Source organism: Paenibacillus sp. FSL L8-0494, from assembly GCF_038003695.1.
GTDB lineage: Bacteria > Bacillota > Bacilli > Paenibacillales > Paenibacillaceae > Paenibacillus_AQ > Paenibacillus_AQ odorifer.
The window spans coordinates 6,599,193-6,621,808 of the sequence record NZ_JBBOPQ010000001.1; the positions used below are offsets into that span (position 1 = coordinate 6,599,193).

At 45.4% G+C, this 22,616-nt stretch carries 18 protein-coding genes; 5 read left to right on the forward strand and 13 right to left on the reverse strand.

Annotated elements, in window-relative coordinates; genetic code table 11:
* Positions 1–30: 30 nt before the first annotated feature.
* The 7 genes from NYE35_RS29760 to NYE35_RS29790 all read right to left on the reverse strand — a co-directional run bounded on the left by NYE35_RS29760 (position 31) and on the right by NYE35_RS29790 (position 7,256).
* Positions 31–1,011 (reverse strand): alpha/beta hydrolase, encoded by a 981-nt coding sequence (locus NYE35_RS29760; RefSeq protein ID WP_076105062.1) that lies wholly within the window; start codon positions 1,009–1,011, stop codon positions 31–33.
* A 226-nt stretch (positions 1,012–1,237) separates the two neighbouring features.
* Entirely contained in the window at positions 1,238–2,605 is a 1,368-nt protein-coding gene (locus NYE35_RS29765; protein WP_094900967.1) for a sensor histidine kinase, read from the reverse strand.
* Positions 2,602–3,276 (reverse strand): response regulator transcription factor, encoded by a 675-nt coding sequence (locus NYE35_RS29770; protein ID WP_076105063.1) that lies wholly within the window; start codon positions 3,274–3,276, stop codon positions 2,602–2,604. The genes NYE35_RS29765 and NYE35_RS29770 overlap by 4 nt, the downstream gene beginning before the upstream one ends.
* A 175-nt stretch (positions 3,277–3,451) precedes the next feature.
* Complete coding sequence (locus NYE35_RS29775) at positions 3,452–4,525, reverse strand: ABC transporter substrate-binding protein (RefSeq protein WP_076272935.1); 1,074 nt, start codon at positions 4,523–4,525, stop codon at positions 3,452–3,454.
* Positions 4,522–5,355, reverse strand: coding sequence for an ABC transporter permease (locus NYE35_RS29780; RefSeq protein ID WP_036682094.1), 834 nt, complete (start codon positions 5,353–5,355; stop codon positions 4,522–4,524). Before NYE35_RS29780 ends, NYE35_RS29775 begins: the two co-directional genes overlap by 4 nt.
* Positions 5,345–6,157, reverse strand: coding sequence for an ABC transporter permease (locus tag NYE35_RS29785; protein WP_036682096.1), 813 nt, complete (start codon positions 6,155–6,157; stop codon positions 5,345–5,347). Before NYE35_RS29785 ends, NYE35_RS29780 begins: the two co-directional genes overlap by 11 nt.
* Entirely contained in the window at positions 6,147–7,256 is a 1,110-nt protein-coding gene (locus NYE35_RS29790) for an ABC transporter ATP-binding protein (RefSeq protein ID WP_036682445.1), read from the reverse strand. Before NYE35_RS29790 ends, NYE35_RS29785 begins: the two co-directional genes overlap by 11 nt.
* A gap of 309 nt (positions 7,257–7,565) precedes the next feature.
* Here NYE35_RS29790 and NYE35_RS29795 point away from each other — a divergent pair, with 309 nt between their 5' ends.
* A complete protein-coding gene (locus NYE35_RS29795; RefSeq protein ID WP_076105065.1) occupies positions 7,566–8,666 on the forward strand; it encodes an FUSC family protein in 1,101 nt (366 codons plus the stop codon).
* Between the two features lie 86 nt (positions 8,667–8,752).
* On the opposite strand, the gene NYE35_RS29800 is transcribed toward NYE35_RS29795, so the two are convergent.
* Complete coding sequence (locus NYE35_RS29800; RefSeq protein WP_036682097.1) at positions 8,753–9,643, reverse strand: DMT family transporter; 891 nt, start codon at positions 9,641–9,643, stop codon at positions 8,753–8,755.
* Positions 9,644–9,704: 61 nt separating this feature from the next.
* Between NYE35_RS29800 and NYE35_RS29805 the strand changes: the two genes are divergently transcribed.
* The 3 genes from NYE35_RS29805 to NYE35_RS29815 are packed head-to-tail and all read left to right on the forward strand — an operon-like array spanning position 9,705 to position 13,057.
* Positions 9,705–10,613, forward strand: a complete 909-nt coding sequence (locus tag NYE35_RS29805) for a LysR family transcriptional regulator (protein WP_341122358.1) — start codon at positions 9,705–9,707, stop codon at positions 10,611–10,613.
* A gap of 35 nt (positions 10,614–10,648) precedes the next feature.
* Positions 10,649–11,623 (forward strand): aldo/keto reductase, encoded by a 975-nt coding sequence (locus NYE35_RS29810; protein ID WP_036682100.1) that lies wholly within the window; start codon positions 10,649–10,651, stop codon positions 11,621–11,623.
* A 42-nt stretch (positions 11,624–11,665) separates the two neighbouring features.
* Positions 11,666–13,057, forward strand: coding sequence for an aldehyde dehydrogenase (locus NYE35_RS29815; protein ID WP_094900975.1), 1,392 nt, complete (start codon positions 11,666–11,668; stop codon positions 13,055–13,057).
* A gap of 51 nt (positions 13,058–13,108) precedes the next feature.
* Here the strand turns inward: NYE35_RS29815 and pgmB are convergent, their stop codons facing one another.
* From pgmB to NYE35_RS29840, 5 genes are all read right to left on the reverse strand, one after another.
* Positions 13,109–16,114 (reverse strand): beta-phosphoglucomutase, encoded by a 3,006-nt coding sequence (pgmB, locus tag NYE35_RS29820; protein ID WP_094900977.1) that lies wholly within the window; start codon positions 16,112–16,114, stop codon positions 13,109–13,111.
* Positions 16,115–16,160: 46 nt separating this feature from the next.
* Positions 16,161–17,252, reverse strand: a complete 1,092-nt coding sequence (locus NYE35_RS29825) for a carbohydrate ABC transporter permease (RefSeq protein WP_038573741.1) — start codon at positions 17,250–17,252, stop codon at positions 16,161–16,163.
* Positions 17,252–18,370 (reverse strand): carbohydrate ABC transporter permease, encoded by a 1,119-nt coding sequence (locus NYE35_RS29830; RefSeq protein ID WP_232061475.1) that lies wholly within the window; start codon positions 18,368–18,370, stop codon positions 17,252–17,254. The genes NYE35_RS29825 and NYE35_RS29830 overlap by 1 nt, the downstream gene beginning before the upstream one ends.
* Positions 18,371–18,513: 143 nt before the next feature.
* Positions 18,514–19,935, reverse strand: coding sequence for an ABC transporter substrate-binding protein (locus NYE35_RS29835; protein ID WP_036682109.1), 1,422 nt, complete (start codon positions 19,933–19,935; stop codon positions 18,514–18,516).
* Between the two features lie 335 nt (positions 19,936–20,270).
* On the reverse strand, positions 20,271–21,275 hold the full coding sequence (locus tag NYE35_RS29840; RefSeq protein WP_036682112.1) for a LacI family DNA-binding transcriptional regulator: 1,005 nt from the start codon (positions 21,273–21,275) through the stop codon (positions 20,271–20,273).
* Positions 21,276–21,533: 258 nt separating this feature from the next.
* On the opposite strand from NYE35_RS29840, the gene NYE35_RS29845 reads away from it, so the two are divergent.
* On the forward strand, positions 21,534–22,547 hold the full coding sequence (locus NYE35_RS29845) for an LLM class flavin-dependent oxidoreductase (protein ID WP_080742657.1): 1,014 nt from the start codon (positions 21,534–21,536) through the stop codon (positions 22,545–22,547).
* Positions 22,548–22,616 lie beyond the last annotated feature (69 nt).

The following is a 22,616-nucleotide window of genomic DNA, read 5'->3' on the forward strand; positions in this document are numbered from 1 at the left end:
ATATGAGGAGTTCGGAGCGTTTTCTTCTTTTTATTTAACTTCTTCCATGAATACCCTTAGGTTCTCTACGATTTCTTTCGATTTTGAATGATGTAAGTAATGTCCGCCTTCAAATGTCATTACTTTTCCATGCACAGAATCCTTGACTTGCCCTTCATGCAGAGGGATCCAGTCTTTCACAGTAGTATTATTTGCTTGTATAAAGAAGATAATGGGAAGATTCTTGTCGAATTTTAAGCCTCTGGAGGCAACAAAGTTAGGATAAATATGTTCCATTTCATTTAAGGTAGTGGAATTGTTCATATTTTTAAGCGAAATCAATTTCATTTGTTTTTTGGTTTCATCATCAAATGGCAGTCCATCATAAGGGTCACCGCTTAATTGCAAGCCCAATCTTATAATCCCTGAATCTTTAAGCAGCTTTAATTTTTTAATTGGGAATTTAACATCCATACCGCCTTGCTCCGGAACACTACTATCAATACCCACAAAAGCACTCACTTCGTTTGGATATTTCTTCGCATATTCCAATCCATAAATACCTCCAATCGAGTGGCCCATTAGAATGTATTGGTCAATGTTAAGATTCTGAACGGCTTCATGAATTTCACTAACGATATTCTCTGTGGTTCGTTCTTTTTTCGTTTCATCACTGAGTCCATACCCAAACGGTTCAACCGCCACCACTTTGTAGAATGGTGATAACTCATCAATCAACGGCTTAAAATCAAGTGCTGGTGCTCCTGTTCCAAAGCCTGGTATGAGCACGATCGTCTGTTTACCTTCTCCTTGAATCAAAACATTCATATTTTTCCCGTCAACAGGGACTAACTGACCATAGTGCTGTATTTTTTTCTGATCTGTTTTGTTGCTGATCACATTAACTGTATAGACAACGGCTAGAAAAAGTACGACCACGATCACTATTGCTCCTAATATTTTGAGTAACAGGTTACGCAGTTTATGTTTTTTCTGTCCATTCCCCGTTTTTTTGTCCGCTTGTTGTGTCACCCTCATCTTCCCCTGTCTTTAATCTATTTATTAAGCTCCATTAACGTTTTGCTAATGAGATCATAACTAACAAAGATGTACCCCTCATGACGACAATATGAACTGAAAATAAACAGGTAAAAAAAATGCTACGGCAGCACAAGACAAGAAGACTTGCCTGTGCTGCTGTAGCAATGAAAAATGCGGGATGCATTCAAGCCCTCGCAAGGCACCGCTTGGAAGCTAATTACTCTGTCGGCGCTATAATTGGCAGGGTGACAACGATGGTCGTTCCTTGACCGGGTTCGCTTTCCACGCGGATATCCCCTTTATGAAGCGTTACGATCTGTTTAACAATGGCAAGTCCCATCCCGCTGCCACCATATTTACGACTGTGGGATCGATCAGCCTTAAAGAACCGTTCAAATATACGTTGCTGATCCTCAAGTGAAATCCCGATGCCAGTGTCTGTTATCCGAACGGTCACGTTGTTGATATCTTGTTTGAGGCTGACGTTAATTACACTGTTATCCTTAGAGAACTTAATGCTGTTGCCAAGGAGATTAGTCCATACCTGACTTAACAGGTCATAATCAGCCAGTAGGATAATAGGCTTCAGATCAAGGTCGAAGCTGATGTTACGAGCCGCCCATTGCGGCTGAATCGCTACGATTACTCTTCTTATCTGTTCGTCCAGGTTGAATGTAATTAGCCGTAGCTGTTGTGACTGCGATTCTAATAAACTCAGCTTCAGCAGACTGTCACTCATTTTAGACATCCGCTCTGCTTCAGCGATAATAATATCGAGGTAACGATTTCGCTCTTGTTCTGCAAGATCTACTCGCTTGAGCGCAATCGCATACCCAGATATTGAAGTGAGCGGAGACTGAACCTCATGCGACACATTGGATACAAACTCTTTACGCATCTGCTCAAGCTGCTGCAGATCGTGCATCATTTCTTCAAAGCTGCGAGCCAAGGTACCTAGCTCACCGGTTTGCTTAATATTCAGCTCGACGTTAAAATCACCAGCTGCTATCCGTCTAGTCGCTTTGGTTAGCTTCTTAATAGGTCTGACTAAGAACATCGCGGCTACCAGAATCAAGAGGCTTCCAGCTATCAATGAATAGAGTAAGAAATTTAATACCAAATTCCTTCTGGCAGTGATGGAAGGGGGATTAAGCGTCTCCACAAACATCGCTTTGGTGCCGTCTTCCGTTCTCAACTGCAAGCCTAGGAGAAGCGCAGAAATATTCCTGTTATGAGGTTGATAAACTTCTCCTGCGAGAACTTTTTTTATTTCTTCCATAGTTACAGGGACCGGCTTGTGCCCATTAAGCGTTCCATAAGATTGGAATTTACCCGCTTCATCGAATATTCGGATATGGTAGGAATCAAGCTGCTTCATTCCACTTACGAAAGAGTTGGCTTCACGAAATGGAAAGGTCTCATAAATCCTGACAATATCCTGCCCAAAATGCAATAAAGGAATCCGCATGTTCTCGTTCAGTTTATCTTCGAATACCCAAGTTGCCACAAATAAAGCAATGATTGTACCCCCGATTACAGAGGCAAGGAAGGTCAGGACAACGCGTGTATATATGGATCTAATCATTCGTACACCTCAAGCCTGTAGCCAAGTCCACGAACCGTCTCAATACGAAAATCAGGGGTAGTCGCAAAGCGTTCACGCAGGCGTTTGATATGCACATCAATCGTCCGATCATCTCCAGCATAATCAATTCCCCAAATTTGATCGATCAACTGCTCGCGCGTATAGACTTGTCCGGGTGTTCCAGCAAGCTTGTAAAGCAATTCGAACTCTTTGAGGGGTAAGGCAAATGACTCCGTGCCTCTCATCACCTTATAGGTCTGCCGATCAAGCATTACATTGCCAATTTGGATCATCTGCGTGGAGCCAATCCGATATCGTTTCAGCAATGACCTAACACGAACCGTCAGCTCCAAAGGATCGAAGGGTTTAGTTAAATAATCGTCCGTGCCTAATTCGAAACCCTTCACTTTCTCCCAGGTTTCGCCTCTGGCAGTCAATATAAGTAATGGAAGATCAGGATTAGCTCTGCGGAGCTCCTTACAAAGCATCCAACCATCCATATTTGGCATCATAATATCCAGCACGACAAGATCGACATGTGTTCCAGCATATACGGCGAGCGCTTCCTTGCCATCCACAGCTTCAACTGTTTCGAATCCGTCGTTGCGGAGAAATAAACAGACAAGTTCGCGAATGTTCGCATCGTCGTCAGCAACCAGTATAGTAGGCATTCGTTTCCTCTTTTCCTGTTGTCCATTCTTACTATTATACTATATTATACTTTCGGCTAAACTGCCTGTTGTCTTGAGACTACACGATGATCAAACCGAAAAAGAGCGTCTAACACGGTTACCCGTATGTAGACGCTCTTAATGTCGTTTCGCTTTAGCTCTAGCTTTAGTCAGCTTACTTCTTATTCATCTTAAACATTAGGAACAGCTCATTATAATGAGCAAGCATCCGTTTGCCAAGGTTGTCGTATACTTCAAGCCGGTCCGTAATTTCAGCAGGTGGATAGAAACGGGTATCCTCAGAAGTTTCCTCAGGAAGCAGCTCCAGCGCAGGAATGTTAGGCGTGGAATAACCTACATATTCTGCATTCTTAGCAGCAACGTCTGGGCGGAGCATGAAGTTGATGAACTGATGCGCTCCATCCACGTTTTTCGCTGTCCGAGGGATAACCATGTTATCAAACCACTTATTCGAACCTTCTTCCGGTACTACATAATCCAGCTTATCATTCTCGTCCATGATCTCGGAAGCATCGCCGGACCAGACAATCCCAACCGCAGCTTCTTCATTTGCCAGCAGCATCTTGATCTCATCACCGACAATCGCCTTCACGTTAGGAGACAACTTGTTGAGCTTGGTCAGTGCTTCTTGCAGATGTGCCTCATCCTTGTCATTAACAGAATAATGCAGGCTGTTCAAAGCCATGCCCATCACTTCACGGGCTCCGTCCACCAGGAAGATGCTATTATGCAGTCTGCTGTCCCAGAGAGAATCCCAGCTGGTGAAGTCCATGCCCTTGGTCATTTCCGGATTGAAAATAATCCCGACGGTCCCCCAGAAATAAGGCACGGAATATTTGTTGTCTGGATCAAACGAAAGGTCCATAAACCGTGAATCAATATTCTTTAGATTCGAAATCTTGCTATGATCCAGCGGGATGAGCAGATCTTCTTCTTTCATCTTAGCAATGGCATAATCCGAAGGGATTACAACATCAAAGGTAGTTCCACCCTGCTCAACCTTGGTCAACATAGCTTCATTGGAATCGAAGGTTTGATAAATGACTGTTAAGCCGGTCTCTTTTTCAAATTCCTTCAATAGATCCGGATCAACATAGTCGCCCCAGTTATAGATAGTCAGTGTGTTTCCACCCGAATATCCCTCTCTCGAATTCATCCAAGAGCCCAAGTACATAAGCGCAAATGCTGTGATAAGGATCGCCAGAAAAGCATTTATCAGCTGTTTCATCTAGGCACCCCCGCTTCTGCAACAGGCTCCGCCACAGCTTCTGCTGTGTTATGACGATTTTTCTTAAGGGTCAGGAAGTAATAACCAACCACAAGCAGAATGGTGAACAGGAAGATCAGTGTCGACAGCGCATTAATCGATAGCGATACCCCTTGTCGAGCTCTAGAGTATATCTCAACCGATAACGTCGAATAACCGTTGCCTGTTACGAAGAATGTAACTGCAAAGTCATCCAGTGAATACGTAAGCGCCATAAAAAATCCGCTGAATATCCCTGGTTTAATAATCGGCAAAATAACTTTAGTCAGCACATCCTTACGGCTTGCCCCAAGATCACGGGCTGCATCCGTCAACGTAGGGCTCATTTCCTGTAGATGCGGCAAAATCATCAATACGGCAATCGGCACACTGAATGCAACGTGTGAAAGCAGAACAGACGCGAAGCCCAGCTTGATGCCAGCAATGGTGAACAGGATGAGGAATGAAGCACCAATAATGACATCTGGACTGACGATCAGCACGTTATTCAGTGACAGCAAGGTGTTCTTAGCGCGGCGATTCTGCACACTTTTAATGGCCAGCGCACCAATAATAGCGATAAGGGTCGCAATAGCCGAGGATAGCAGCGCGATCACAAGCGTATTGATTACGATGATGATCAGGCGCTTATCTTGGACTACCTCACGGTAGTAATCCAGCGTAAAGCCCTCGAACTTATGCATCGTCCCCCCACTGTTGAACGAATAGTACATTAAATAGAAGATAGGTGCATACAGAACAATGAACACCAGAACTAGGTAGAGGTTAGAGAATCCATTTTTATTTCTCATTCCGCGCCCCTTTCCGCGATCCGCCTGTGATAATCATAAACAGCGCCATAATGGCAATCAGAAACACTGCAACTGTAGAACCCATGCCCCAGTCCTGAGTGACCAGGAAATGCTGCTCAATTGCGGTGCCCAGCGTAATGACCCTGTTGCCTGCAATCAGACGGGTGATCATAAATAGGGACAGCGCCGGTATGAATACTGCCATACAGCCTGAGCGTACTCCCGAAATGGTCAGCGGAAAAATAACACGTCTAAACGTGGTCCAGCCCGAAGCCCCCAAATCACGTGCCGCATCCAGCAAGGATAAATTCAAATCCTCCAAAGCGCTGTATATCGGCAGGATCATAAACGGGATAAAAATATAGACAGATACAAATACAAAGCTGAAGCCCGTAAACAAAATTTGCTGTTCTCCGATTCCAAGCAGATCAAAGAAATTATTGATCGGACCAAATGTACCGAATATCCCTATAAAAGCGTAGGTTTTTAGCAGCAAATTAATCCATGTCGGCAAAATAATCAGCAATAACCACAGCTGCTTATGTTTGGTTCTTGTCAGTAGATAAGCCGCCGGATAAGCAACCAGCAAAGAGAATGCTGTAATCAGAAACGCGTACCAGAACGAGGTCAGCGTCATTTTCAAATATACAGGGGTGAAGAAACTGACGTAATTATCCAGAGTAATATGGCCATCCAAATCAAATAACGAATAGTAGATGACAAGCACTACCGGTGCAATTACAAACAATGCGATCCAGAGGTAATAAGGGATGAGATAGTACGATTTGCCCTTATTCTTCATGACTCTCCACCTCGCCATAAGCTTCCAGACGTCTGTCGAATTCTTCCTCCGTTTCACCGAAACGCATAACATGGATCGCTTCCGGATCAAAATAAAGGCCAATTTCACTGCCTACAGTCGCCTTACGTGTAGAATGCACAAGCCATTCATGCCCGGATTCATCATAACAACTGATTTCATAATGCACGCCCCGGAACAGCTGGGAATCAACCCGCACACGTAGTTTACCCTGTTCCAGCGTAGAAATTTCCAAATCCTCAGGACGAATAACAATCTCTACGGATTCATTCGGTTTCAGCCCGGCATCGAAACATTCGAAGCGGCGGCCGTTAAACTCCACCAGATAATCCTCGATCATAACTCCCGGCACAATGTTCGATTCGCCAATAAAATCCGCTACAAAACGGTTAATCGGCTCATCGTAAATATCATTAGGAGTGCCGCTTTGCTCGATTTTTCCTTTATTCATGACAAAAATCCAGTCGGACATCGCGAGTGCCTCTTCCTGGTCATGGGTTACAAAAATAAAGGTAATCCCTAGCCGCTGCTGCATTTCCCGCAGTATGTACTGCATCTCCGTGCGCAGCTTGAGGTCTAGCGCCGATAGAGGCTCGTCCAGCAATAGAACCTGTGGCTCATTAACAATCGCCCGGGCAATGGCGACCCGCTGGCGCTGACCGCCGGACATTTCGTTAATCGCACGCTGCTCATAACCCACAAGGTTAACGAAGCTTAGCGCTTCCTGTACCTTCTTCGTGATTACGTCCTTCTTAAGCTTCTTAATACGCAGTCCGAAAGCCACATTCTCGAATACGTTCAGGTGCGGAAACAATGCGTAATCCTGAAATACCGTATTGACCTGCCGCTCATTGGCGGGAATGTGGTTAATTACTTTTCCATTTAAATAGATAGAACCGCTCGTTGGCTCAGCGAACCCGGCGATCAATCGAAGAATAGTTGTTTTACCACAGCCAGATGGACCAAGTAGTGTATAGAATTTGCCGCGCTCTATCTCAAAGCTGACTCCTTTTAACACCGGATCTTCGTCGTCATATTGCTTAGTAACTTCTTCAAATGAAATGATGGTACCTTCCTGAATAGCTATAGCTAACAACCTCCCTTACCTTAGTAATACAATACTATTTTACCCGCATCTTGCGGAGAACAATCGAAATGGGTATGCTCAGCGCTAATAAGCGACAATTTCCCCTCTCCTTCGACGCTCCAATAGATATAGCATATTAGATTGTACCATTATATGCGATAGCTTACATTGTTAAATGCTAAGCATAAACTTAACAAGTTTGTAAAAAGTCCAGTCTTCCATGCCCTTTTTGAGGTGCTATAATGAAAACGAACTGAAAAGCCAGTGTGGTTTTCTTATTTTTGCGAAAGAAGATGAATGATAATGAACGAGGGGTTACTAGACCGCCTTGAAAAATATGGATTCTCACTTTACATGATACGAATTACGCTTGCCGCATCACTATCCTGGGTAGCCGTACACAGTTTATATGGTGACCAATATCTATACTTTGCACCGCTTGCAGCCATTCTCATTACTCAAGCCAGTGTGAAGGCATCACTCGAAAAAGGAATCTACCGCCTGATCGGCATTATTATCGGTGGAATTGTCAGCCTGATTGTAGGCCAATTCTTCGATGTAGGTGCATTTTCCATTCTGCTAATTCTGCTCATCGGGATCGGAATTGCCACAGCCTGTCGGATGAATATCCAAGCGGTTTCGCAGGTCGGGGTGACCTCGGTTCTGGCCCTTACCTTTTATCACAATGATTACGTGCTGTGGAGAGTCGCCGAAACCTTTATTGGTGTGCTCATTGCCTTGATCATCAATATGATTATCGTTCCACCAAACAGGTTCGTCAAGGTAAAAGCATTGGCACTCGATGGAAGCCTTCTACTTTCGGATGCATTAAAAGGCCTCGTAGGCATAAGACGAGACTCTTCAAAGGATAATAATATGCTGGAGCAAGCAGGTAAACTGCTGTCTGCCAGCAATCAACAACAGAAGGAAATGTTCTACACCATTGCTCATTATCAGTGTCGTGGTGATCTAAAGGGGCTTATACAAGCCACAGCACATCTAAAGACCATTCATTCCTATGTTAAAGAAATTTCCGACGATATTTGCTTGCTGCCAGCACATCATGCCAATTCTGACTGGATGCTGGAAGTGCTGGAGGCAACAGCCGATTGTATAGCTGTTTATGGTACGAAGACCTTATCCAAGGTTGAATGCCAACGTTCACTTACAGATTGTCTGCATCGTGCCCGCGACTTGCAGGCGGCCAGCTTCTCTGAACTGCAAGGACGGTGCTCGCTGTCATCTGTTCGTGATCTAGGAGCGCTCTTCAGTCACTTAAACCGGGTACTCGAAGAAGTGGAACGTGCTAGTTCTGCTACTTACGTAGTTGCAGCTCGGCCTTCAACAGCTGAAATCACACGCGCTATACGCTTAATTAAAAAAGGACTCTCCCAGAAGCTCTAAGCTTGGGAGTGTCCTTTTTTTATGTTCAATCCCTATTAGACATAATGCCCTTTAGCACGATTGGTTACTACAACCATCCAACAAATTTAACTGACTGATTGTTTGGCAGCACGCCCTATCTTCACATTTACCAGTACAATACTGCTGACAATCAGCAATAATCCGATCACAAGGTTTATGGTAATCTGCTCTTTCAAAAAAACTACGCTGGTTGCTATCGAGATCAGGGGGATCAAGAAGGTGAATGAACCTACTTTTCCTGCTTCTCCTTCGTTAATCAGCTTGAAATAAATTAGCCAGCCCAGAGCAATAACAAAGATTGCGATAAACAAGGTATCCACAATAAAGGTTCCACTCCAGGTGATATCCGACCATTTCTCCGTAGCTGATCCCGAAAGTAGCAGAATGATGCCACCGATCGTGATTTGCATAGCCGTCATCCACAGCATATCCACACGTACAGCATTCCGTTTCATATATATTGTTCCTAATGCCCAGCTTAAGGCACTGGCTAGAGCCAGCACAATTCCCCATATGGAGATACTCCCATTAATTCCACCGATACTAAGAGAGGCTACCCCGAGAAAACCAAGCAGCAAACCAGCCATTTTAAGCCCGTACATGCTCTCACCTAACCACAGCCAAGAAAAAATACCTAACAATACAGGCTGCAAAAATACAATCGATGAGAACAATCCCGCCGGAACATACTGCAAGCCAATCGTCTGAAATCCATAATAAAACACAATACTAAGGACCGCCGAGATCAGATAGATCGGCCAGAGCTGCTTGAAGCGAAGCTCCTTCACCTTGGGCAGTGCAATTAGAATCAGAATAATACCGCCTACGACGGTTCGAATACCTGCAAATAATAGAGGTGGAGCGTAGTCTAAGGCGATTTTGGATATAGGCCAATTAATGCCCCATACAATCACCAAAAAAATAAGAAGGATCATACTTTTCTTCTGCTGATTCATTTGTTCACTTCCTTGGTGTAGATTCATCACAAATGATACAATAAACAAGAGCATAAATGAAATGAATAATAATCATAAGGGGCATATCATATTTGTTATGAACAATACTCAAATTCGTTTATTCGTCAAAATCGCCGAAAGCGGCAGCTTTACTAAAGCTGGTGTAGAACTGAATATGACACAGCCTGCGGTCAGCCGGGCGATCTCGTCCCTCGAAGCCGAATTAGACGTGAAGCTCTTGCTTCGAGACCGGCGTAATGGCCTGATGCTTACGGATATCGGCAAACGTATTCTTGTTATTTTCCGTGAAATTCTAATGGGCTTTGATAAGGTCAATCAGGAGATTTACGCGGAGAGAGGTCTTGAAAAAGGAAGTATCCGCATTGGAGCTTTTCCTGTGGCATCGGCTCATTTTCTACCGAAGATTATTAGCTCTATCACTAGAAGATATCCAAACATTACGATTAGCCTACAGGAGGGCTCTATCGCTGAAGTCAGAGAATGGCTGGATTCAAAAGAAATTGATGTTGGCTTATTGCTCGCTCCCAGTGCAGAATTCGAAACCATTCCATTATATAGAGAGAAATTGTTTGCCGTTTTTAGAGATGACCATCCCCTGCAAAAGCGATCCATTGTATGTGTGAAAGAATTAGCGAACGAGCCCATGTTGATTTGCAAAGCAGGATATGAACCGCCTGTTGTAGAGCTATTCCGCAGAAGTAATAGCCATCTGAATGTAAAATATGTGGTTAATAACTTTGCAACAGCTCTTAATATGGTTCAGGAGGGGCTGGCAATCGGCGTGATGTCTGAACTGTCCTTGTTATCTCTGCCTCCAAATGTGGTTACCCGTGAGCTGCAGCCGGATGCTTATAGAGATATCCAAATTGCGGTCAGCTCGCTTGCCGACACTTCAATTGCTGTAAAGCTCTTCATTGAGACAGCGCTGGATCTTTTCACTCAAAAATAAATGGATTAATGAATAGATGATAAGGAGTGCTGAGGATGAACTTTAAAAGACTAGGAAATAGCGGATTACAGGTATCCGCATTAGGACTGGGAACGAACGCTTTCGGCAAACGTGCGGATCAAGAGACCTCCATTCAGATTGTACATGCTGCGCTTGATCATGGAATTAATTTCATAGACACTGCTAATATTTACGCTGGCTCAGAATCCGAGCGAATCATTGGTCTGGCCTTGGAAGGTAGGAGACAGGAGGCTGTTCTCGCAACTAAAGCAGGTTTAGTTAAAAATGAGGGTCCCAACGGCAGCGGCTCCTCCCGTCGCCATTTGCTGCAGGAGCTTGAAGATAGCCTTCGCCGCCTAAAGACGGACTATATCGATCTGTACCAGATTCATACCTTTGATCCCTATACGCCGCTTGAAGAAACCTTACGAACCTTGGACGATATGGTATCCTCGGGCAAAATCCGTTATATCGGGGCCTCCAACTATACAGCATGGCAATTAATGAAGGCGATTGGGATTAGTGAAGCACGCAACTTCACCAAGTACATTTCAATTCAGTGCAGCTACTCCTTAGCAGACCGGACACCGGAGAATGAGCTTCTTTCGCTCTGCCTGGATCAAGGGGTAGGGATCATTCCTTACTTTCCACTAGCTGGCGGAATTCTCACAGGCAAATATAATACAAGCGATTCAGCCCCATCAGGGTCCAGAGCAGATACCGATCCTAATTTCAAAAGATTCCTTGATGATGACCGGATCAAGCTCGGAAGCCAAGTGAGCCAAATTGCTGAGAAAATGGAAACCTCATCTACTGCGCTCTCCTTAGCTTGGCTTATGAATCGGCCTGCCGTCTCGACGGTTATTGTCGGGGCTACACGTGTGGAACAGCTGGAACAAAATTTGCTTAGTACCTCGCTTGTACTTAATGAAGAAACTTCGGCCAAGCTGGAGGAAGCCAGCGATTCCTTCCGTTATGGCGAGCCGTTCGCCTTTTACCGACTCCCATAGAGTCTCGTGCTCTAACTTCTTACAAGGATGGAGGAAAGATTAATGACAACCTATACTGCTGACAGCATTCAAGGAATGCTTGAAGAGCATAAGGATTTTTTTAATAGCGGCGTAACTAAGGAGGTTTCTTTTCGTCTCCAGCAGCTGCTCAAGCTTAAGAATATTATTAAACAATACGAAGGACGAATCATCACCGCACTACAACAGGATTTAGGAAAAGGTGAGTTCGAAGCCTATGCCACAGAAATCGGCTTTACGCTGGACAGTATCGGCTACATGATGAAACATCTTAAGCGTTGGGCGAAGCCTGTAAAGGTTAGATCCCCGCTGCACTTATTTCCTGCAAAAAGTTATATTTTAAGTGAGCCTTACGGCACAACGCTCATTATTGGCCCGTTTAATTATCCATTTCAGTTGCTAATTGAGCCCCTGATCGGCGCCATTGCCGCTGGTAACTGCGCTGTCCTCAAGCCATCTGAGAGCACACCTGCAATCTCGTCCGTGGTTGAGCAGCTTATTCAGGAGACCTTCGAGCCGCAGTATATCCGCGTAATTCAGGGTGAAAAAGAGACCACTAATTTGCTGATCCACGCCAAATTTGATTATATTTTCTTTACGGGCAGTGTGCCTGTCGGCAAAATCGTAATGGAAGCGGCAGCGAAAAATTTAGTGCCTGTAACCTTGGAGCTTGGCGGGAAAAGTCCGGTTATTGTTGATAAGACCGCTAATCTTGATGTTGCAGCGAAACGGATTGTCTGGGGCAAGCTGCTGAACGCGGGCCAAACCTGTATCGCACCGGATTATCTGTTGGTCCATAAGGATATTGCCAAAGAATTGATCACCAAAATCAAACATCACATCACTGAGTTCTACGGTCAGGATGCACAGCCTAATACAGATTACGGCCGGATCGTGAATGATCGCCAGCTGCAAAGACTTGCCGACCTCATTGCGCGTGATCAGAGCAAGGTGATTATGGGCGGCACCATCGTGCCAGAAGAACGTTATATTGAGCCTACTTTAATCTATCCTGCCACTTGGACGGATGCTGCTATGGAAGATGAGATCTTCGGTCCGATCCTCCCAATATTGGAATATCATCAATTGGATGAGGCCATTCAGAGCATTAATGAACACCCAAAGCCACTGGCACTATACCTATTTACGGACGATAAGAGTGTAGAACAAGAGGTGCTGTCCAGGGTCTCATTCGGGGGAGGGTGTATCAATGATACGATCTCACATGTGGCGAGCACTTATCTTCCGTTTGGTGGAGTAGGAAACTCTGGAATCGGGGGTTATCACGGGAAGTATAGCTTTGAGGTCTTCTCCCATCGTAAAAGCATCGTCAAGCGAGGAACACGGATCGACCTCGGAATCGTGTATCCTCCTTATGGCAATAAAGTGAAGCTGGTTCGAAAAGTAATGAAATAAACAAAGCAGCAAACCTCCCATGATCGGGAGGTTTGCTGCTTATCAGGGTAACTACGCAAACAGCTCTAACAATTTCTCAACACTTATCTCAGCGGTGGAAGCCAGACATAGATCCGCTGTCTCGGTCACGAGCGCCACTCCAACTCCCACTGACTTCATACCAGCAGCATTAATTGCGGCTATTCCCTCCTCGGTATCCTCAATCGCCACGCAGCAGTCTGGGGATATGCCCAGCATCTCTGCAACCTGCAAGTGAATCTCTGGATCTGGCTTGCTTCTACGCAAGTTCCCAGGGTCAGCCACCGCCTGAAACCAATGCCCGATCTGCAAGCGTTCGAGAATCAGCAGCGCATTCTCATTAACTGAGGCCAGTCCGATAGCGATCCCTCTTTGCTGTAAATCGGACAACACGCTGTGGATACCCGGATACAGCTCAGCAGGCGTCATTTGCTGAACAAGCTGTCTGTACTTCTCGTTCTTTTTGTTGCAGAGCATTCCCTTTACCGGTTGCGGCAAATTCAATCCACTACTCTCCAGAATGACTTCTAAAGATTCCATTCGACTTAGGCCCTTGAGACTCTTATGCTTCTCTCGATCAAAAGAAAGTGCAAGCTCATCCGCCAGATCCTTCCAAGCCTCATAATGATACTCTCCAGTATCAGTAATTATCCCGTCCAGCTCGAAAATAACAGCTTCAAGCTGCTTCACATTCGAAAGCCTCAGCGGCTTCTGCGCAGACAACTGTATAAGGTTTCCCTTATGCATAATCTCAAGCTCTTCCCCCTCCAGCAGCGTATAGATCACTTCTGTATCACTCACAAAAATATCCAATAGCTGTCCAGCACTTGTTATTTTAAACCGATAGCTCTCCCACTGCGCTGGCACACTAGGATTAAATGATAACATCCCGCCGCATAAGCGCATGCCACCAAAACCATTCACAATCGACAGCCAGGAGCCTGCCATAGCAGCAGTGTGCAGCCCATCCTTCACGTTGCGGTTGATGTCATCCAAGTCCATCCGTACCGTGCGGTCAAAATAGGAATAGGCTCCCGTCAAATCACCAATCTCAGCAGATATTATACTGTGGATGCACGGTGACAATGAAGAATCATGCGTCGTCAGCGGCTCATAATAATTATAATTCCGGATCTTATCCGCCAAGCTGAATTGGTCACCCAGCAGAAACATCGCCATTACCAAGTCCGCCTGTTTCAACACCTGATGCCGGTAAATTACCAGCGGATGGTAGTTGAGCAGCAGCGGATATTTATCGGCTGGTGTATGCTCGAAATCCCATTTTTTCTTGGAGAGAAACGTGTCGTCTTGAGCATAAATGCCAAGTCCCTCATCAAAGGGGATAAACATTTTGTCCGCCGCTTCCAGCCACACTAATGTCTCATGCTCAGTCAGACTGATTTTTTGCTTCAGGCGTTCAAAATGCTCAGGATACTGCTTAGACAATATCCCTGCCATCTCGTGTGCATAATAAAGCTGATCCTGGACCATAAAGTTGGTGTATGCATTATTGTTGACGATAGCTGTATATTCATCAGGACCGGTTACTGCATCAATACAAAAGGCACCGCCCCTAGCCGGATTAAAGTACCCCAAGTCCAACCAAAAGCGGGAAGTTTCGAATAAAATTTCCGCTCCCTTCGTAACCAAAAAATCATAATCTCCGGTAGCCAGTACATACTGCTTGATGGCATACGCAATATCCGCATTAATATGCATTTGCGCCGTGCCTGCCGGGAAATACGCAGAGTTCTCTGCCCCGTCTATAGTCCGCCAAGGGAACAAGGCACCCTTCTGCGACATTACCGCTGCACGCTCCCGTGCTTTGTCTAACGTGGCATAACGAAATTCGAGCAGCTTTCGGCTAATCTCCGGCTGTGTGAACGTAAAGAAGGGCAGCATATACATCTCGGTATCCCAGAAATAGTGCCCTTCGTATCCTTCACCCGTTAATCCCTTGGCCCCAATATTCGTAACCCCGTCACGGCCTACGGATTGAAGCAGTTGAAAAGCATTAAAGCGAATCCCCTGCTGAAGCGCAAGATCACCATGAATCTCCACATCCGTATGTGCCCAGTATCGATCCAGATAAGCCTGCTGTTCCTGGGCAAGCGCTTCAAACCCGCTATGGTCTGCTAAGTGTAATATTTCAGTACTTCTACTGAGTAGTTCGTCTTCCGGATAATCTTTAGAGGTATGGTAAGAGATATATTTGGTTAGTGAGACGCTTTCCCCACGCTCCACCGGGACGACAAACTGCATGGATAATTTCTGCCCCTCATGCTGCACGGTCCTTTTATCCTCAGATCTTGAATCGAGCTTATGACTTACCCCTGTTAATAAGGCAAACTGGGTATGCCGCGTCCGCTGCTTCATCCATAAGAAGGACTGTCCCGGTTCATGACCGGTATCCTCCAGGAGCAGACTGGGCTCCTTGCCTCCCGAGCCCAATCTGGGATCATCCGTTACCTTAGGTTTTTGGATCTTGCCGTCGATGGATGAAGTGAAGGTAAGCACTCCGCTGAAATTCAGCGCTTTAACCTCATAATCTATCGCCGCCAGATGTTTGTGCTGCAAAGTCACCATCCGCCGGATATGAAGCTGTACCCGGTGACCAGCTGGAGATTCCCATTCTACCTGCCGGTGCAGAACCCCGCTTCGCATATCCAGCTTTCGTTCATAATGGTGCACTTGCCCACTGTTTAACTGAAAGGTCTGCCCTTCAATACTCAGTTCAATAATCTTGGCATCTGTTACGTTCAGCATCGCTTGATTGCGGGATGGATATCCGTAGGCTCCTTCTGGATATACAATGGGCTCCGAATCAAAAAAACCATTCAAATAATTGCCTGTTACAGACGAGCCTGAGCTGCCGTGGTAACCTTCTTCGAAATTACCGCGTATGCCAATATATCCATTGCCAAGAGCAAAAATACTCTCGCTTCTTTGATTGTTCTCTTCACTATAAGCTTCCTCATCAAGACTCCACTCCCGGTAAGGATATACCGCCGCCGGATGTACGTATGGTTTCATCTTCATCTCTCTAAGCTCCCCCTGATCACAGTTTCATTCGGGTTCTAAATCATTAACCTTTCACCGACCCACCCATAAGCCCTCTGACGAAATACTTTTGCAGCAGGAAAAAAATAGCGAGCGGCATCAACATGGAGATAAATGCAGCCGAAGTAAGTAAATGCCAATCGTTGCCTCGTGAGCCTACTAAATCGGCAATTTTCATCGACATGACTTGCACAGACGGTTGATTGCCGATAAAAATCAATGAGACTAAATAGTCATTCCACACCCATAGGAATTGGAAGATCCCGATAGAAGCCAGTGCTGGCACTGATAGAGGCAGAATTAGCCTGCTGAATATAGTGAAATGACTTGCCCCATCCATGAAAGCCGATTCGAACAAATCCTTCGGCAATTGACTGATAAAGTTGTACATAAAGTACGTAACCAGCGGTAATCCAAAAGCCGTATGCGCCAGCCAAATTCCCAGATAACTTCCGTTTAGCCCAAGTGCGGTATAATCCTTAAGCACTGGAATAAGCGCAACCTGTATTGGAATGACGAGCATTGCAATAATGATGACAAAAAGGATTTTGCGCCCAGGAAACCGCAGCCAGGCAAAAGCATATGCAGCAAAAGAAGCGATCAACACCGGAATAACCGTTGCTGGAACAGCGATCGTTAGCGTATTCCAGAAGGCCTGTGACAATCCGGAGCCTTTTTGCACCGTTTCACTGCCATCAGCCTGTTTCAGCTTGTATTCCTTACCGGAAAGCACATTATTATAGTTATCCAGCGTGAGATCCGGTGTCATCTTCCAACCTTGTATCTGTTCATTTACGGTACGTGCTCTACGATTCTCCCACATAAGCCGGCTGCCATCAGCCTTCACGCCAGCCTTCAGCTCATCATCTGTATAAGTTTTACCGTTCACCTCAATTGGCTCCCGAAGATCCACGTCCTTGGATAGCTGAATCGTCTCTCCAGCCTTCCACTCCTGATGGGGAAAAGCTTTCCACCATCCAGTCTGCAGAATGTCAGCAGCCGGACGGAAGGAGGAAATAAATAGCCCAAGAGTCGGAAGCAGCCAAATAAAACAGATCACACCCAGCACGATATTTACAATCGTTTTGCTGCCTTTTCTCTTCTTTTTGCCAGCCATTAGAATCCCCCCTGCTTACGGAACTGACGTAGATTGATTATGATTACAGGCAGCACCGCGATCAGTAGAACAATAGCCAGCGTGGAGCCGTAGCCGAAATTACGGTACATAAAGAATTGCCGGTAGAACTGTGTAGCAACAACCTCTGTATCGTATTGACCTCCTGTCATCACCATGACGACGTCAAATATTTTCAACGTAAAGACGATAATGGTCGTTGTCACTGTCAGAATGGTTGATGAAATATATGGAATCATGATTCCAAAGAAAATCTTCACCTCATTTGCTCCATCCACTCGTGCAGCTTCCAAAATGTCGTCAGGAACCCCTTTGATTGCCGCCGAGAAAATCACCATTGCAAATCCAGTCTGCATCCAGATCAAAATGATAATGAGGAAAAAGTTATTCCACGGCTGAAGCATACTCGTCCAGGCTTGGGGTTCTCCCCCAAAATAAGTAACGATTGCGTTCAACAGCCCGATTTGTTCGTCACCCGGTTGATAGTAATATACGAATTTCCAAATGACCCCTGCCGCTACAAAGGAAATAGCCATCGGCATAAAGATGATCGATTTGGCAATTTTCTCATAGCTGCTGCGATCGGCAAGAATAGCAATTAAGAGCCCGAATGCTACACAGGCCAGCGTACCGACGAATACCCAAAGTAAATTGTTACGCAATGCCGTTGCCATCAGATGATCGCTAAAGATCGCTGCATAATTGCTCAGGCCCACAAATTTTTCTGAAGAAGCATTAAAAAAGCTCAAATATAATGTTCGTAGTGCAGGCAGGACCAGTAACCAGCCCAGAATAATCACTGCCGGACCAATAAAGATATAAGGCAGCACCTTTCGCCGGATATGATCAGGGTACTGCTCAACCGCCCAAGTCAGCGTATAGTAAATCAGATAAACACCTAGAACTCCCCAGAGGACAGCCAGAACCGCTGTTAGCAGCGGATTTAATGTGGAATCCCGGAAGAATAAAAAGATTGCGCCGTTAACAACAATATTCGCTAACAACACTACTAGGGACAACATTACCGCCTTCAGGCTGACGGTTGGCCTAGCTTGTGGTTGTGTTGGCATTTGTGGCTGTGGCTGTGATTGTGCACCCATAATAGCTCCAGCTCCTCCTATAAGTTTTGCGGAGCAAAACTCTTATCATAAGCATCGAACTCACTAGTTAGAAAACAAAAAGAGGGGCAGACAATCCTCTTTTCCTACTGCCCCTCTTTTTACTGTGCGCTTTAAATATTAGGTTAGTTGTTCCAGCCGGACTGGATTTGTTCCAAGGCTTGATCCAGTGTCGCTGTACCGCTCACATAGTCGGTCATCCCTTTCCAGAAGGTGCCTGCACCCACTTTACCTGGCATCAAGTCAGAGCCATCAAAACGCAGTGTGGAAGCATCCTGAACCAACTTCGCCATCCGGCGATCGGATTCAGAGGTATACCAATCAAGGGAAGCGTCATTCATAGGAGCAATTACGCCGCCAGATTGTACCCAGCTCTTAATCGACTCTCCAGTGGTGAAGAATTCCATGACTGCACGAACCTCTGGACGATCGTTGAACATAGCGTAAATATCACCTGCAACCAGCACTGGTTTACCATATTGCGCATCAATTGGTGGCAAGTAGAACCAATCATAATCCTGATCAACCTTTGCCGTTTCAGGGAAGAAGCTTGTAATAAAGTTACCAAGCATATTAAACCAGGCTTTAGGCGGATCAGTGAACATTGGCGCTGGGGCATCCCCGAAGGATGTCGTCACGATGGACTTAGCGCCACCGTAGACATAATCCTTGTTGAGCCAAATTTTAGACATGATTTCAACAGCATTTTTTACTTCTGGTGAAGTAAATGGCAGTTCACCTTTTACCCATTTATCGTAGTTCTCAGGCGTAGTCGTACGAAGCATTATATTTTCGACCCAGTCTGTTGCTGGCCAACCCGTTGCAGCACCGCTCTCAATGCCAATAGCCCAGGCAGGATCGCCATCCTTAGCAATTTGTTCCGTCAGCGCCATCAGCTCATCCCAAGTTTCAGGAACCTTGTAGCCTGCATCATCAAATTGTTTCTTTGGATACCATACCAAGCTTTTTACATTACTGCGGTTCCAAATCCCCGCCATGATCTTCCCGTCTTTTCCGTCCATCGTAGACATATCGAGCCAGCTCTTGTTGTAATTAGCCGTCAATTTATCTTGATCCAGCACGCTGGTCAAATCGATAACCTTGCCCGTCTTAGCAATCGACGCCAGCAGTCCCGGCTGCGGGAAGTCAGCGATATCAGGAGCATTACCGCCGTCCACACGAATATTTATTGTAGCTTCGAACTCCTTGGAGCCCTCGTATTGAATATCGATCCCTGTCTTCTCTTCAAATTCTTTAATGCTGCTCTCAAATTTCACTTGGTCAGCATCTACGAAGGGGCCAAACATTGTTACTTTAGTCCCTTTATATTCACCTTTCATCGCTAAATCTAACGGGGAACCCGAAGGTTCTGCACTAGGTGTGTTTGTCGCTTTCTCGGTGTTATCTGCTGTTGGGCTGACTGTTGCCGCCGGTGGATCTGTAGGCGCCGCATTATTGTTGCCTCCGCCGCATGCGCTCAGCGTCATTGTGAAGGATAAACACAGTACTAAAGCCAACGACTTTTTACGTCCTGAGATCTTCTTCATCTTTTGTACATCCCCTTTAATGGTTATAGAGATAACATCTTATTCAATCATCCGGGCACCCTGGCATGTATTAGCAGCTTGTAGCAGATCACCTCCTTGCAAAGCTTTTCAGAAGACAGGTAAATATCCTAAAATCAAACTCCATCACAAATGTAATTTAATAATAGCGCTTACATTTTTTATATTATCATAATTAGTAACCGTTTCCAATCGGAAAATGAGATGTTTTTCATAAGAATTCATACTATTTTCTATCCTAACATTTAAATTTTAATTAAGACCGATACATAGCTCTGAAAAGCTTTTCAGAAGAAGGTCACAAAAATAAAGGGCCTTTATTTTTCCCGCGTGGATTCCCGCACAATCAGCTTATGCTCCATCTTTTCATTCAATACCTGGACACCACCTGTTGTGAGCAATTCATGCAGCATCTCCGCCGCCCGATAACCTAACTCATAAATCGGCTGTGCAATTGTGGTCAGCTTTGGAATGAACATACTCGACATTCGCAAATTATCAAATCCAATCACAGATACCTGCCCCGGAACTAGAATATTACGATCCTTCAGATAAGAAATCGTCCCCATTGCAAATTCGTCAGCAACACAGAAAACGGCAGTCAGCTCGGGATAATCAGTAAACAACTCATGCGCCGCTTGATAAGCGTGTTCGAACCGGTGATTGGCATACTTGCTCTTCACAATATTCTGTTGTAGTCCAAACTCTGTTAACGCTCTTACAAAACCCTCATAACGAGGCGGGCCGGATACGGAGTTATCATGGTTAAAACCAATCATGCCAATGTCCTTATGCCCTAAATCAATCAGAAACTTTACCGCATCGTAAGCCGCCTGTTCATCATCTACCTCCACAGATGGAATGTCGTACTCATCAGAATGCGAGGATACCAACACAAAAGGAATTCTACAACCGACTAATTTGTCATGTGTCTCAGGATAAAGGACATCACTGGCGAACACGATCCCATCCACCTGCTTCTCATGGAAGTTATCAATGTAAGACAACATCCGTTCTTTGTCGCGGTCCGTATTGCAGATCATTAAACTGTATCCAAGCTTGATGCATGCATCCTGCATTCCCCGAATAACCCCTGCGAAATACAGGTTCTCAATATCCGGAATCAGCAGGCCCAGTGTAAAAGACTTCTTGTAGATCAGGCCCCGTGCAAACGCATTTGGTTGATATTGCAAACGTTCTACAGCCTCCATCACTCGATTCCGTTTGCTCTCTACGACCGTATTCGGTGCATTCATAACACGCGATACGGTGCTGATCGACACCTCCGCCATTCTGGCAACATCTCTTATGGTTGGCTTCATAACGATAACTTCCTTTTTTTCAGGTAACTTTTCGATGTGATTATAGCAAGCCCGTTAAGAAATAACAACAGATTTTTTAAAGCGCTTACATTTTATTTAAAAGACATACTTATTCCTTATCTAATCATTACAAAGTGCGTATAACTTACTTAAAGTGTGTATATAGTTTTATTACATGGTATACTAGGCGAGTAGCATTATTCGCAGCTACAAATACTGCTCTAGACTATCTGAGCGTTTATTATAGGAGGGATTACATTGAAGCAACAGCGCGATATTCGATTCTCCGTACTGGACTTAGCCTCTATTGTGGAGGGTGGCACAGCGGCAGACTCTTTTCATAACTCTTTAGCTTTAGCTCAACATGCTGAGGAATGGGGCTATCACCGGTATTGGTTTGCTGAGCATCACAACATGATTGGTGTTGCCAGTTCTGCTACCTCACTCTTAATTGGCCACATTGCTGGCGGCACAAAAAGCATACGCGTAGGCTCTGGAGGCATCATGTTGTCCAACCACGCACCACTTGTCATTGCTGAACAATTCGGGACCCTCGAATCCCTATATCCAGGACGGATTGATTTAGGACTGGGCAGAGCCCCGGGATCGGATCAACCGGCTTCCCGTGCGCTACGCCGTGGTCTCGGAAGCGACGGCAGTGACTTCCCCGAGCAGTTAAGTGAGCTCAGAGCCTACTTCGATCCTGCAGGTGCAGGATCACGACCGGCCGGAGTTCGTGCGGTTCCCGGTGAAGGCTTGAATATCCCCATCTGGCTGCTGGGCTCCAGCGGTTTTAGTGCTCAGCTGGCAGGAAAACTAGGTTTACCTTTTGCTTTCGCCAGCCATTTCGCACCAGAGTATTTACTACAGGCCTTACACATCTATCATAGCAATTTCCGTCCTTCAGCAGCACTAGACAAGCCTTATGTGATGGTCGGAGTTGGCATTACAGCGGCCGATACTGTGAATGAGGCAAGACGACTGGCTACCTCGCAGCAGCAGCAATTCCTTAATATCATCCGCGGACGTACGGGGAAGTTACAACCACCGGTTGATAGTATGGAGGGGCTATGGACGATGCAAGAAAAAGCAGCCATGCTTGAGAAGCAGCGTTACTCTTTCGCTGGTGATAAAGCAGCAATTAAAGAACGGCTTCAAGAAATTCTGCAAGAGACACAGGCCGATGAATTGATTGTTTCTGGTGGAATTTATGATCATAACGCTCGTCTACGCTCTTATGAGATTGTAGCCGAAGCTATGAAGGAAATCTAATTTATCATCATAATTAAGGCAAGACGATAGGTCTGGTATCGGGGTTTGAGCCCTATTCCAGATGTATGT

Coding starts and splice junctions, on each gene's coding strand:
- NYE35_RS29795 (WP_076105065.1), top strand. CDS start 7,566: ATGAACGAGGGGTTACTAGACCGCCTTGAAAAATATGGATTCTCACTT.
- NYE35_RS29805 (WP_341122358.1), top strand. CDS start 9,705: ATGAATAATAATCATAAGGGGCATATCATATTTGTTATGAACAATACT.
- NYE35_RS29775 (WP_076272935.1), bottom strand. CDS start 4,525: ATGAAACAGCTGATAAATGCTTTTCTGGCGATCCTTATCACAGCATTT.
- NYE35_RS29815 (WP_094900975.1), top strand. CDS start 11,666: ATGACAACCTATACTGCTGACAGCATTCAAGGAATGCTTGAAGAGCAT.
- NYE35_RS29810 (WP_036682100.1), top strand. CDS start 10,649: ATGAACTTTAAAAGACTAGGAAATAGCGGATTACAGGTATCCGCATTA.
- NYE35_RS29830 (WP_232061475.1), bottom strand. CDS start 18,370: ATGGGTGCACAATCACAGCCACAGCCACAAATGCCAACACAACCACAA.
- NYE35_RS29785 (WP_036682096.1), bottom strand. CDS start 6,157: ATGAAGAATAAGGGCAAATCGTACTATCTCATCCCTTATTACCTCTGG.
- NYE35_RS29780 (WP_036682094.1), bottom strand. CDS start 5,355: ATGAGAAATAAAAATGGATTCTCTAACCTCTACCTAGTTCTGGTGTTC.
- NYE35_RS29770 (WP_076105063.1), bottom strand. CDS start 3,276: ATGCCTACTATACTGGTTGCTGACGACGATGCGAACATTCGCGAACTT.
- NYE35_RS29825 (WP_038573741.1), bottom strand. CDS start 17,252: ATGGCTGGCAAAAAGAAGAGAAAAGGCAGCAAAACGATTGTAAATATC.
- NYE35_RS29800 (WP_036682097.1), bottom strand. CDS start 9,643: ATGAATCAGCAGAAGAAAAGTATGATCCTTCTTATTTTTTTGGTGATT.
- NYE35_RS29840 (WP_036682112.1), bottom strand. CDS start 21,275: ATGAAGCCAACCATAAGAGATGTTGCCAGAATGGCGGAGGTGTCGATC.
- NYE35_RS29835 (WP_036682109.1), bottom strand. CDS start 19,935: ATGAAGAAGATCTCAGGACGTAAAAAGTCGTTGGCTTTAGTACTGTGT.
- NYE35_RS29765 (WP_094900967.1), bottom strand. CDS start 2,605: ATGATTAGATCCATATATACACGCGTTGTCCTGACCTTCCTTGCCTCT.
- pgmB (WP_094900977.1), bottom strand. CDS start 16,114: ATGAAGATGAAACCATACGTACATCCGGCGGCGGTATATCCTTACCGG.